This window comes from Streptococcus bovimastitidis, assembly GCF_001885095.1.
GTDB classification, from domain to species: Bacteria; Bacillota; Bacilli; order Lactobacillales; family Streptococcaceae; genus Streptococcus; species Streptococcus bovimastitidis.
Genome location: NZ_LZDD01000003.1, coordinates 287962 through 300977 on the forward strand (window position 1 = coordinate 287962; position 13016 = coordinate 300977).

At 38.3% G+C, this 13016-nt stretch carries 13 protein-coding genes; 9 read left to right on the plus strand and 4 right to left on the minus strand.

The annotated features are described in order from the left end of the window. The first annotated feature begins 3 nt into the window (after positions 1-3). The 8 genes from A9Q68_RS09840 to A9Q68_RS09875 all read left to right on the plus strand — a co-directional run bounded on the left by A9Q68_RS09840 (position 4) and on the right by A9Q68_RS09875 (position 7665). Entirely contained in the window at positions 4-1236 is a 1233-nt protein-coding gene (locus A9Q68_RS09840; RefSeq protein WP_071794510.1) for a zinc-binding dehydrogenase, read from the plus strand. A gap of 72 nt (positions 1237-1308) precedes the next feature. Continuing rightward, on the plus strand, positions 1309-1539 hold the full coding sequence (locus A9Q68_RS09845; RefSeq protein WP_071794511.1) for a hypothetical protein: 231 nt from the start codon (positions 1309-1311) through the stop codon (positions 1537-1539). Between the two features lie 130 nt (positions 1540-1669). Further along, positions 1670-2209 carry a ribose 5-phosphate isomerase A gene (gene rpiA, locus A9Q68_RS09850; protein WP_276204055.1) on the plus strand — a complete coding sequence of 180 codons (540 nt, stop codon included), beginning with the start codon at positions 1670-1672 and terminating at the stop codon, positions 2207-2209. Continuing rightward, on the plus strand, positions 2206-3177 hold the full coding sequence (locus tag A9Q68_RS09855; protein WP_071794512.1) for a Gfo/Idh/MocA family protein: 972 nt from the start codon (positions 2206-2208) through the stop codon (positions 3175-3177). Before rpiA ends, A9Q68_RS09855 begins: the two co-directional genes overlap by 4 nt. Before the next feature lies 1 nt (position 3178). Beyond that, entirely contained in the window at positions 3179-3958 is a 780-nt protein-coding gene (locus A9Q68_RS09860) for an HAD-IIB family hydrolase (protein ID WP_071794538.1), read from the plus strand. A gap of 387 nt (positions 3959-4345) precedes the next feature. Then, complete coding sequence (locus tag A9Q68_RS09865) at positions 4346-5569, plus strand: peptidoglycan bridge formation glycyltransferase FemA/FemB family protein (RefSeq protein WP_071794513.1); 1224 nt, start codon at positions 4346-4348, stop codon at positions 5567-5569. A 190-nt stretch (positions 5570-5759) separates the two neighbouring features. Next, positions 5760-6464: a gamma-glutamyl-gamma-aminobutyrate hydrolase family protein gene (locus A9Q68_RS09870; protein WP_071794514.1), complete on the plus strand. Its 705-nt coding sequence runs from the start codon at positions 5760-5762 to the stop codon at positions 6462-6464. 196 nt (positions 6465-6660) lie between these two features. Continuing rightward, complete coding sequence (locus A9Q68_RS09875) at positions 6661-7665, plus strand: NADP-dependent oxidoreductase (RefSeq protein ID WP_071794515.1); 1005 nt, start codon at positions 6661-6663, stop codon at positions 7663-7665. A 123-nt stretch (positions 7666-7788) separates the two neighbouring features. Here the strand turns inward: A9Q68_RS09875 and A9Q68_RS09880 are convergent, their stop codons facing one another. The 4 genes from A9Q68_RS09880 to A9Q68_RS09895 form a co-directional block, all read right to left on the minus strand. Beyond that, the gene (locus A9Q68_RS09880) at positions 7789-8619 is read right to left on the minus strand and encodes an energy-coupling factor transporter transmembrane component T family protein (RefSeq protein WP_071794516.1); all 831 of its coding nucleotides are present in this window, start codon (positions 8617-8619) and stop codon (positions 7789-7791) included. Continuing rightward, positions 8588-10300, minus strand: coding sequence for an ABC transporter ATP-binding protein (locus A9Q68_RS09885; RefSeq protein ID WP_071794517.1), 1713 nt, complete (start codon positions 10298-10300; stop codon positions 8588-8590). Before A9Q68_RS09885 ends, A9Q68_RS09880 begins: the two co-directional genes overlap by 32 nt. 4 nt (positions 10301-10304) lie before the next feature. Next, positions 10305-10850: an ECF-type riboflavin transporter substrate-binding protein gene (locus tag A9Q68_RS09890; protein WP_071794518.1), complete on the minus strand. Its 546-nt coding sequence runs from the start codon at positions 10848-10850 to the stop codon at positions 10305-10307. Between the two features lie 77 nt (positions 10851-10927). Then, positions 10928-11770: an SAM hydrolase/SAM-dependent halogenase family protein gene (locus tag A9Q68_RS09895; protein WP_071794519.1), complete on the minus strand. Its 843-nt coding sequence runs from the start codon at positions 11768-11770 to the stop codon at positions 10928-10930. A gap of 169 nt (positions 11771-11939) precedes the next feature. On the opposite strand from A9Q68_RS09895, the gene A9Q68_RS09900 reads away from it, so the two are divergent. Next, the gene (locus tag A9Q68_RS09900; RefSeq protein WP_071794520.1) at positions 11940-12758 is read left to right on the plus strand and encodes an HAD family hydrolase; all 819 of its coding nucleotides are present in this window, start codon (positions 11940-11942) and stop codon (positions 12756-12758) included. The last annotated feature ends 258 nt before the right edge of the window (positions 12759-13016 follow it).

Consider the following 13016-nt stretch of genomic DNA (forward strand, 5'->3'; position numbering starts at 1 on the left):
GTAATGAAAACAAAAGCAGTTAGATTATATGGCAAAAACGATTTAAGACTTGAGGAATTTGAATTACCTGAAATTAGTAAAGATGAAATTTTGGCATCGGTAGTGACTGATAGTATCTGTATGTCCTCATGGAAGCTAGCAAATCAAGGTGAGAACCACAAAAAGACGCCAAATGATTTATCTAATAACCCAATTATAATTGGTCATGAATTTTGTGGTGAAATTATTAGAGTAGGTGAAAATTGGAAGCATAAATTTAAAACTGGTCAAAAATATGTTGTTCAAGCAAACTTACAATTACCTGATAGACCAGATTGTCCAGGTTATTCCTATCCTTATACGGGTGGAGATGCTACCTATATCATTATTGATAAAGATGTTTTAAATCAAGATTGTTTAATCCCCTATGAAGGTGACAGTTATTTTGAAGGGTCTCTTCTAGAACCCTTATCATGTGTTATTGGTGCTTTTGAGGCCAACTATCACTTGATTGAGGGTTCTTACAATCATAAAATGGGAATTAAAGAAAATGGAAATATGTTAATATTGGGTGGGACTGGTCCAATGGGATTATTAGCAATAGACTATGCCTTGCATGGACCAATTAATCCTAAAAATCTTGTGATTACAGATATTAATCAAGATAAATTGGATCGTGCTAAAAGACTTTATCCATCAACAGAAAAAACAAAAGTATTCTTTGTAAATACAAAAGATTTGGAAAATCAAGTTGATTCTTTAAAAAAAGTTCTTTCAGATGAATTATATGATGACATTTTTGTACTAGTTCCATCGGAATCTTTAGTAACAGATGCTTCAAAATTATTAGCTGCAGATGCTTGTTTAAATTTCTTTGCAGGACCACAAAACAAAGATTTCTTTGCACCAATCAATTTTTACGATATTCATTATTCATTTACACACTATGTAGGAACTTCAGGTGGAAATATTAATGATATGAAGAAGGCTGTTAAAGCTGTAGAAAATGGGTCTGTGACCGTTGCAAATATTGTTACTCACATTTTAGGACTAGATTCACTTGCTGAAACAACACAAAATCAACCTCAAATTGGTGGGGGCAAGAAACTTGTTTATACGCAGAAACAATTTGAAAGAATGGCTTTAAGTGAAGTAGGCTGTTTTGATAAAGAATTAGCTGCTATTATTTCTGAAAATAATGGTATTTGGAGTAAAAAAGCAGAAGATTATATTATAGAAAATTATCGTGAAATTTAGCTAATAAAAAATATATTCAAAAGAGCATTCGTATTGAATGCCCTTTTATTTCAGAAGGAGCCATTCCATTTGATGCTAGGGGTTCTATTTAAGTCCTTCCATTTTGTATTGTTGGGTTGGTTCAGCTTAGCCGGTGCTTTATTCCTTGCTTTTAGCTGTACATTACGGACACCTCACGGAGGAATCTTTGTTCTACCAACAATTGGGCATACTTTAATGTATGCTTTAGCTATTTTAATTGGTTCGGTTGTGGGATGCTTAATCCTAGCAATCCTCAAAAAGCCATTACCTAACGAGGAATAATCAAGAAAGAAAAATGTGCTCAGCTAGCTTTTGAAATGATTGAAGATGGCATGTTGATTGGCCTAGGAGGTGGATCAACAGTTGCTCTAATCATTGATAAACTAGCAAAAGCTCAAAAAATGTAACAGTTATCACGGCTTCCTATGAGACAAAAATGAGATGCAAAGAAAATGAGATCCCTATTCAAGAACTTGAGGATACAGCTTTGGTTAGTTTAGCATTTGACGGCTGTGATGAAGTAGATGCTAATTTAAATGCCTTAAAATCTTGTGGTGGTAATCACACGAGGGAGAAAATACTAGCCCAAATGGCAGAGTCCTATATTCTCCTTGCAGATGACAGTAAATATCACGAGAAGCTTGCCTTTGCTTTTCCAATCTGTTTAGAGGTTTTACCTTCATCGTATAGTTTTATCAAGAAAATTCTTAGGGAAAAAGCTATCAAGTTGGAATCACGAAAAGGTCAAGGAAAAGTCGGCTTAGTCATTAGTGATGATGGCAATTATTTAATGGATGCTTACTTTGAACAAGTTGATGATTTGGAAGATTTAGCTAAAACATTGGATAGTCTTCCAGGTCTTGTTGGACATTCTTTATTCTACAAAGTGGCTAGTAAAGTTATTATTGCCAAAGAAAATGATAAGATAATAAAAGAGAGGAAATCAAAATGACAGAATTAAATTGGGGAATTTTAGGAACAGGTTGGATTGCACATGAAATGGGTAAGGCCTTGACTGAAGTTAAAGGCAGTATTTATGCCGTATGTGATGCTAATCTTGCTGGTGCTCAAAAATATGCTGAAGAATTTCAGGTTGAAAAAGCATATGCTAGTGCGGATGACATGATTGCAGATCCTAAAGTTGATATTGTTTATATTGCCACTCCACATAGTTTACACTACCAATTCATGCGTCAGGCTTTGCTTGCAGGAAAACATGTTTTTTGTGAAAAATCAATCACTGTTAACAGCCGTCAGCTTGAGGAATGCGTAGCCATTGCCAAAGAAAAGAACTTGGTTATTAGTGATGGGGTTACTCTGCTTCATATGCCACTTTACAAAAAATTGAAAACTATCGTAGAGAGCGGAGCTATTGGTCAGGTTAAAATGATACAAGTTAACTTTGGTTCATGTAAAGAATATGATATTAATAACCGTTTCTTCTCCAAAGAATTGGCTGGTGGTGCCCTTCTAGATATCGGTGTCTATGCAACCAGTTTTGCTCGTTTCTTCATGAAGAGTAAGGCTAATGTTGTCCTTACAACGGCTAATTATTTTGAAACAGGTGTTGATGAAACATCAGGTATTATCTTGAAAAATCCTGATGGCGAGATGGCGGTTATGGCATTAACCATGCGCGCTAAACAACCAAAACGAGGAGTTATTGCTGGAGAAAAAGGCTATATCGAAATTGTTGAGTATCCAAGAGCTCATCAAGCAACTATTACCTACACAGAAGATGGTAGAACTGAAGTTATCGAAGATGGTGTTTCAGACAAGGCTCTTCAATATGAAGTAGAAGATATGGAATCCTATATTCGACTAGGAAATGGCCAAGAAAATTTAGAGATTGTAAGAGATGTAATGGCAACTTTAACTGCCATTCGTCAACAATGGGGGATGGAATATCCATTTGAATAAGATGACAAAAAAATATTTTTTCATTGATATCGATGACACTTTAACGGATCGAAGCACAGGTAAAGTAGTACCTTCAGCTTTGGAAGCACTCAAAAAGCTACGGGAAGCTGGACACTTTGTCGCTATTGCAACGGGGAGAGCCCATTATAAAGCTATTCATTTTATGAAGGATAATGGCTTTGATAACATGGTTTGTAATGGTGGCCATGGTATTGTTTTTAATGGTGAGCTCGTTGAAAATAAAGGTTTAGATTTTGAAAAGGCTTATGCGGTCTATCAAGAAGCCAGAGATTTGGGTTATGGCATCTATACTGCAGTTGATGACAGTCATAAAGTCTATGCCAATGATTTTCTTTTCCATGAGCAAGTCGGTATGCGTAAAGAACCATCTATCTATATTATCGACCCAGAATTTGATCCAAAGACCTTTAAAGAGATTTTTAAAATGTACGTGGCAGTACCTGAAAAAGAAGAAAAACTCCTCAAATCAAAAGAAGCTATCGGGCATTTGCGTTTTGAAAAAGAATACCTAATGTTCCAACCGGATGCTAAACTTGCAGGTATATATCGTCTTTTAGAAATTGCTGGCGCAGATAGTCAAGATGTCGTGGTATTTGGTGATGGACGAAATGACATCGATATGTTCAATGACCATTTTTATCGCATTGCCATGGGAAATGCCTGTCCAGAGCTGAAAGAATTAGCTGACTACATTACCGACGACAACATTCAAGATGGGATTTATAAGGCCTGCCAGGCCCATAATTGGTGGCTAGATTAATCTTTCTTACAAGGTAAAATAAAGAGAGCAGGACAAAATTCGGTGCTTTCAATGGAATTACCGATTTTATCGTCTTATCTCCGCAATGTTGATTAGGATGGCTGTAGGACTTGTATTATCAATACATTAGGGTCCACTCCAGCTCATCGTTTTGTAAACTAGACTATAACCATGAAGAGGCACAGGACATTTGTCCCAGTCTCTTTTTATTTTTTTGATTTTTTTAATAAGGATGATAAAAACACTCCAATACGTAATATTATTAAAAAAATTATACATTATTTTAAAATTTAGTTTACAATTAGATGTCTATATGATATCATTAAGTCACTTATGTAACACAAATGAAACAAAAGAAATATTTCAGTAAACTTTATAGAGGTAAATATGACAGGGAAATATCATTTTAGAATTGGTATTAGTGCAGATGAACATGATGCCTTTGTTAAGGGGCATTCGCAAATCAATCTCCTACAGAGTAGTGCTTGGGCTCAAGTCAAATCTAATTGGGTCAATGAACGCATTGGTTTTTATGAGGATAATCAGCAAGTGGCCTCATTGTCGTTGCTGATTAAGCCCTTGCCGTTTGGTTTGTCCATGATTTATGTCCCAAGAGGACCGGTAATGGATTATAGCTGTGCTGATTTGGTTGCCTTTGTCTTTTCTTATTTGAAGCGTTATGCCCGGGAAAAACATGCTTTGATGGTTAAATGTGATCCAGCTATCTTTTACAAGCAATATCGCTTGGGGGAGAATGTGCAAGATATTGAAGGTAGTGGGCAACAAGCCATTGACAACTTGAAAAAGGCTGGTTTGAAATGGGTTGGTCCGAGTCTTATGATTTATGAGACTATTCAACCGCGCTTTCAGGCTAATCGTTACCTTTTTCCAGATTTTCAGGAAGATTTTCCGAAACACACTAAGCGTCTGATGGCTGATGCCCAAAAGAGAGGTGTTACGGTTCACCGGGCTAAGGCAAGCGATCTTGCGGCCTTTGCTGATTTGATTTCCCTAACGGAAAACCGTAAGCAGATTCATTTAAGAGGGTTTGACTATTTTAATAATTTGATGACTATTTATGGGGATGATGCTTATTTGCATTTGGCTAAGGTAAATATTCCTTTACAGTTGGAGAAACTCCAGGCAGAATTTGCTATTGTGGAGCAAGAGTTGAGTCAATGTCAGCCACATCAGAAAAAGAAATTGCGGAAGTTATCGGACCAGCAAGCTTCGCTGAGTAAGTCGATCAAGTCTTATGAGGAGTATGCTAAGAAATATCCGGAAGAAGTTATGGTGGCGGGTATTCTGTCTATTGCCTACGGCCATTCCATGGAGATGCTCTATGCTGGGATGAATGAGGAATTTAAAACCTTCTATCCGCAATACTTGCTTTATCCTAAAGCATTTCAGGATGCCTATCAGAAGGGAATCAAGTGGGCCAATATGGGTGGTATTGAAGGGGATTTCTCTGATGGTCTAACCAAGTTTAAGTCCAATTTTAACCCGACCATTGATGAATATATCGGGGAATTTAATCTTCCAACTAGTCTCCTATATTATCCTTTTAATGCTCTTTTCAAACTCAGAAAAAGCATGCATCACAAACATTAAGTCCTATCTCTATCCCCCTTCACCAGTCACTGTTGGCTGGTGTTTTTTTGTCTCTAAATGTGATAGACTGACTCCTTTATTCAATAAGGTGTCATTAACTTTTCTTATCCCAACGATAAAAAATACCTAATACCCAGCCTTCAGTCTTTGTGCTAAAATAAGCCTATTATCAAAAGGGAAGGGGCTTAGCATGACAAAGAGACCGGTTATCGGCATTACAGGTAATATCAGTAAGGGCAAGAATCAATATTCCTGGGAAAATGGCATTACCAGAACTTATTCTTCGACCATATTCTCTGATGTGGTCATGGAGCTGGGCGGTTTGCCCATGATGCTACCGATTGCCAATGAGGACTTGGTGAAAGACTATGTCTCTATGATTGATAAGTTGATTCTAACTGGTGGTCAGCATGTTTCGCCGCACTTTTATGGTGAAAAGCAGAGCATTGCCAGTGATGACTACAATGAAGACAGAGATATCTTTGAAAGCCAATTAGTCATGGAGGTCCTCAGACAGAATAAGCCGGTCCTGGCTATCTGCCGTGGGACTCAGCTTGTCAATGTCGTACTAGGCGGGACTCTCAACCAATCCATTTCCAACCATTGGCAAGAAGAAGCCCCTCATCAGGCTAAGGACACAATTGTTTTGGACAAGGATAGTGTTTTGTATGGGATTTATGGTCAGGAAAGCAGGGTCAATTCCTTGCATATGCAGTCTATTAGGGAGTTGGCGCCTGATTTGAAGGCCATTGCCTGGGACCAGAAGGACAAGACTATTGAGGCAGTTTATAGTCACAAGTACCGGATTTTGGGTTTTCAGTGGCATCCGGAGTTGCTTTTGCCTAGTCATCCGGAAAGTAAGGCCAGTTTTGATTATTTTATTAACCACATGTAAGTAAGAGATTTTTGGTAGGTGACTTTAGCTTAGTTTTTCTAAGTTAGAAATTGCTTTGGCAGGAGTCTCTTTTTTTGAGCCCATTTGTTGACAGTGCTTGCTGGCTAGGGTAAGCTTAGATAAGCAAAAAAACAGTAATAAAAAGTGAGAGAAGAGCTCATGACGCCTTTGGGAGTTGTGGCTGATGGAGTGAGAGATGAGAGTTGCACAATTATTAAATTATTCAAAAGAGAAATTGGATTTAAGCCTTAATGAAATTGCTAAACCAGTGGCAGGACCGGGTGAGGTTCTTGTAAAAGTGGCCTATGCTGGGGTTAATCCTTTAGACAACATGATTACTAGAGGAGAGGTTAAGTTAATTCTGCCTTACCAATTACCACTTGTGGCTGGTAATGAATTTTCAGGGCTTGTTGAAGAGCTGGGTCAAGGGGTAACTGATTTTGAAATTGGGCAAAGGGTTTATGCCCGTCTGCCTTTAGCTAAAACGGGTGCTTTTGGGGAATGGTTGGCTATTGATGCTAAGGCTCTTGCTCTTGTTCCGGATTATTTGTCACTAGAAGAAGCAGCTGCGGTGCCTTTGACGGCTTTGACAGCTTTCCAAGCCTTGGACAAAATGCAGGTTGAGGCTGGTAAGAAACTCTTCATTTCTGGTGGCAGTGGTGGCTTCGGCGCTATGGCCATTCCTTTGGCTAAAGCCCGTGGTTTAGAGGTTTATACTAATGGGAGTGGTCGTAATGAGGCGCGTGTTCGGGCTCTTGGTGCTGACCATTATATCAATTATCAAGAGGTGGGCTTTAGTCAGGTTCTATCTGACATGGATTATGTCATTGATACGCTTGGTGGTCAGGAGCTTGAAAAGCAATTTGCGATTTTAAAAGAGGGTGGCCAGTTAGTCAGTCTTAAAGGTATGCCTAATAAGGCTTTTGCCAAAGAAATGGGCTTTTCTGCTTTCAAACAATTCTTGATGGGCTTAGTTGGTGCCAAGTATGATCGTTTGGCTAAGAAAAAAGGGCAAGTTTACCATTTCTTATTTGTGCAAGCTAGTGGTCAACAATTGCGTCAGATTTCTCAAGTATTGCAAGAGAAGCAAGTTGCGGTGTCCATTGATCAGGTTTTTGCCTTTAATGATGTTAATAAGGCTTTGAAAAAGGTTGATCAGGGGTCTTCTCAAGGTAAAACGATTCTTAACATTGAAGCATAGAAAAAAGGCTGGTCTTCCTTGGGAAGTCCAGCCTTTTGGCTTGTTTATGGAGGTTTGATGCCTGAGTGGGTGGATGTTAACTGGGGTCCACTTGTCGCCATTTCTCTTTTGTTTTAAAAGGGATTAGATAAATGGGTTGTAAAAGCGGCCTTGGTTGATAAAGAACAAGAAGATGGTTAGGCTGACAATGGTTAGGGCTAGGCCGATGGTTAATATGTCTAGCTTGCTGAATGGTTGGGCGCTGTACCAGCTTCTTTTTTTCTCCTTGCCGAAACGACGCAGTTCCATGGCTGTTGACACGGTGTCAATCCGGTCCAAAGATGAAAAAATCAATGGAATAATGATTTGCAGATTGCCTTTAATTCGGTCAAGGAGTTTGGCCTTTTTGGATAATTCTAGGCCGCGGGCTTCTTGGGATGTCCGAATCATATAAAACTCTTCTTGCACATCAGGGATGTAGCGCAGGGTTAGGGAGATGGCATATGCCACTTTGTAGGGCATGCCAATCTGGTTTAGGCTTGAAGCGAACTGGCTGGGATGGGTTGTGGTCAAAAAAAGTATGGCCAAGGGAACGGTTGAGAAATATTTCAAGCTGAGGTTGAAAAGATAGAAGAGTTCCTGGCTGGTCAGATTGTAGTTGCCCCATCCTTTTAGCAAGATGGTTTGTGATTGGTAGATATCTTGTCCATAGTTTGGTGCGAAGAGGTAGACCATAATCACGTTCATGATGGCAAAAAAAGTCACAAAGGAAATGACAAAGGAAATATTTTTCCAAGGAATCTTTGCTATTTTCAGTAAGATTAACGATAGCAAACTGATAAAAAGAATTAAGCGGGTATCATAGGTTGTCATGCAGGCTACAGAGACAAGAATGAAATAGATTAACTTGCTGGCACCAGACAATTGATGAATAAAGGTTTTGTTAGCTTGGTAACCGATTAGTCTCTGAGGCATGTCTTTCCCTTTCTTTTGTCATATAGTAATTTGTGATTTGGATGGGATCACAGTCCAGTTTTTCCGCTAGGTGGAAGAGACTGGTTTTTTTCAAATAAGCTTGGTCCAAGATGCTTGGATTTGAAAGGATGGCCGCTGGCTGGTCGTCAGCAATCACTTGTCCCCGGCTTAAGACTATCGTTCTGTCTGCATATTCCATCATCAATTGCATGTCATGGGTAATCATGATAATGGTATGTCCCTTTTGATTTAATTGGTCTAAGAAATTCATGATTTCACTATAGTTACGCTTGTCTTGTCCGGCAGTTGGTTCATCAAGAATGATGATTTCTGGTCCTAGAACAAGGATTGAAGCGATGGTAACGCGTTTTTTCTGACCAAAGGAAAGGGCAGAAATCGGCCAATTACGGAAGGGATAAAGACCGCAGGTTTTGAGGGTTTCATCCACCTTGGTTTTGATTAATTCTTCTGGGATGCCACGGAGACGTAGACCTTCTGCCACTTCATCAAAAATAGCTGCTTTACTAATCATCTGATTAGGATTTTGCAGGACATAGCCAATTCTATCCGCTCGTTCCTTAATGGAATCCTGGGAAATGTCCTTCCCCCGGTAGGTCACGCGGGCATCAGTTTCTAAGAATTGACACATGATTTTAGCCAAAGTTGACTTTCCTGCACCATTTTGCCCAACAATAGCCACTTTCTCGCCTTTGTTTAGGGTCAAATTGATATTTTTCAGGATCATTTGGTCGCTGTCATAGCCAAAATTAAGATTTTCAATTTTTAATAAAGGCTCTTTCTTCGTTACCGTTGCTTTCTCAGTTTGTTCTGGAAGTGTGATGGGACTTAGATCTAGGGCATCGAGATTGTTGAGTTCAGTTTCTCTTTCAATGAAATATCCAAGCTCTCTAAGGCAGGTGATGTAGAGAGGTTCGCGGATACCGTTTTGAACAAGCAGGTCGCTGGCCAGAAGCTGATCAGGGCTGCCGTCGAAGAGGACAATGCCGTCGTTGATGAGAATTATTTTATCCAAGTGACGATAAAGAACATCTTCAAGACGGTGTTCAATAATGACAGTTGTCGCCTTGGTTTCTTGATGAAGGCGATCAATGAGATCGATAGCGTCCAGTCCGGTTTTGGGATCCAAGTTAGCTAAGGGCTCATCAAAAAGCAAGATGGGACTTTCGTCGACTAAGACTCCAGCAAGACTGACTCTTTGTTTTTGTCCTCCAGATAAGTCTTGGGGACGTTTGGTTAAATGGTCTGTCAGTTCTAATTGGTGAGCCCAATAATTGATTTTTTTTGACATCTCAGTCTGGTCTAGACAGTCGTTTTCAAGGGCGAAGGCAATATCTTCAGCAACCGATAAGCCGATAAATTGGCCATCTGGATCTTGCAAAACAGTTGAAACCATTTTGGATTTTTCGTAAATAGAAAGGTCGAAGGCATCAATGCCATTTATCAAAAGAAATCCACTATTCTCGCCTTTAAAATGATTAGGGATAATACCATTTAGGCAGTTTCCGATAGTTGATTTCCCACTACCTGAAGGACCAATAATGAGAACTTTTTGTCCTTTTTCAATGCTGAGGTTGAGATTTGTTATTGTAGGTGTCGACTGAGCGTCGTATTTGAAGGTGAAATTTTTGAATTGGATAGCAGTATTTTGTGAATTTTCCAAGTCTTTAGTCCTTTTTCAGGCTACCTGATTTAGTACGAGTGTTAGCGTAAGCAATGATTAATAGGGTACCACCGATACCGATAGTAAAAATATTAGCAATACCAGCAAAAATACCTTGGGTAAAGACTTTGTTTGCTGGCTCATGATAAACAAGGATATCACCTAAGGGTGCAACAATTCCCCAGGCAACAATATTAACAATCGCTTGTGTGGTGTTGAAAAGAATAATGTCTTTTTTATTGAAAACCCCATTAGCAACTTGAAGTTTCTTTTGGAGGAAACCGATGCCTAAACCAACTAAACCACTTGGGATAACCCATGACCACCATACGGAACCGTATGAAAGCATGTCCTTAATCATGTGTCCGAAGAAACCAATAAAGAATCCTGCTAAAGGACCAAATAAAACAGCAAATAAGGCTTGAACAGCATATTGTAAGGAAATAGTGGTATTGGTAAAGATAGTAATTGGTACAAAAATACCAATGATGATAAATAGGGCAGCACCAATACCGATGGCAACGACAGTTTTAATGGATAAGTTATTCATAATTGTCTCTTTTCTATAAGATGTTTGATTTAGATAAAACGAGGATAACTGTAATAATATCTCTAATAATGAGAATTTTAAATTTTCTTAATTTCTAAATGCCAGTTTTGTCCAACGCCGACATTATATGCTTTGGCAAAGGAGCCTTGATTGATGGCTAAACCAACCCGGTAAAGAGAGTTGATGTAGATAATCGGCTGGCCAATACGAACATCAGCAAAGGATTTACCATAGGTAACTTGGTTTTGATAAACCAACATATCATTGTTGTAAATAGTTACTTCGAAACGGTCACTAAATTCAGGTTTAAAATGATGGAATTCTTCACGAGTAATAGAAGTCCAAAGGGAACCGAAACGGACATCAAGGATATCAATAACACCTCTGATGACATCATCTTCAATCACTGTATTAACGACAGGGACTTCAACAATCGCATCGACGGATAATTCTGGACCAACTTCTTCAAAAGTAATATGACCAGAAGCTAATTTAGCACCAGTGTAGGCGTAGACATCCCTTCCATGGAAAGTATAGGATAATTCGGTGTTTTTAAGACGATTTTTGACTTCTGAAATTTCACGAATAGCCTTAATACCAATATGCTTTTTAATGTAAGATAGCGTCCCATTATCTGGAGTTACAATATACTGATTGTTCTCGGTTAAGGCAACAACACTCTTACGCTTAGACCCTACTCCAGGATCAACTACTGAAACGAAAGTTGTTCCCTCAGGCCAATAGTTAACGGTTTGAAAGAGTCGGTAAGACGCTTCAAAAATGTTATAAGGCGTAATGTCATGGGTTAAATGGTGAATCTGTAATTGCCTATCTTCTTGAAGGGCTACACCTATCATGGCAGATACAGCACCATCAACGAGACCAAAATCTGATTGTAAAACGAGCAAGTTATTATGCATTGGTGACACTCTCCTATTAGTTTAATACCTATATTTTAACATAAAGAGAGAACAAGCAAAATAAGGAATATTAATGAAATTGTAATAGTCTGAAACTATAAGGAATTTCAAAATGCTTTAAAAGAGCTGATCATTAAAAAGTCTTATAATAAAGTTTAAAGGAGATAATATGTATAAACTAATCGCATTTGATATGGATGGCACACTTTTACAGTCAGATAAAACAATAGCAGAAACCAGTCTTTCTTCTATAAAAGAAGCATTTAATAATGGTAAAGAAGTTGTATTGGCGACGGGTCGTCCGAAATCAGAACTTCATATGTACGCTAATGAGTTAGCTAATATCCGATATGGTGTTTTGGAAAGTGGTGCGATTGTTTATGATTTTGAAAATGACAAAGTCTTAGACAAGCAAGTTATCCCAGCTGATGTTTCTAAAAGAATTAGTGCAATTGTTAAAGCCAATGATGTCATGGTCGTTTTAATGGTGGATGGTCAGGGCTATATTCAACAAAATCATTTTGATAATATTGCCGATTATCATATGACTATATATGAAGACTTGTATCGTGACTCGGCTAATTTTGTTCCAGCTATTCTTCCAAAATTGGAGGCGGATATTGGAAATTTTGAAAAGATTAATCTCTATTTTAAGAATAATGACCTTCGTGACTTCTATTTCAACGAATTAAGTCAGGATAACATTACTCTTGCTAAGGCAGAAGAAACAGCCATTGAAATCACGGCAAAAGGTGTTGAAAAAGGTCAGGGTCTAAAAACACTTTGTTCCTTACTTGGTTATTCTATAGAAGAAGCCATCGCAGTTGGAGATGCTGATAATGATGAAAGCATAATCCGGGATGCTAGTCTAGGTGTGGCAATGGCAAACGCTAATGCAACTATTAGAGATTTGGCAGATGTTACAGTAGCCTCAAAAGATCAAGCTGGTATTCAAGAAGCTATCCAAAAATTCTTGTTAGAAAAATAAGTAAAAACTATTGACAAGTTTATCTCTAGTGAGTATACTAATAAAGCTGTCAAAAGCGTCGCTGGAAATGCTATAAAAAAGTAATAAAAATGTCAAAGAAAAGTCAAAAAAAGTATTGACAAAGGCATAGTGACCTGATAGAATATAATAGTTGTCTCGTAAGAGATGGCAAGACCTTTGAGAACTGAATAAGACAAGAAAAACCAAATGTGAGGGTGATATGTTAAGAAGCATATTATCCGTCAATGAAGTAAAAAA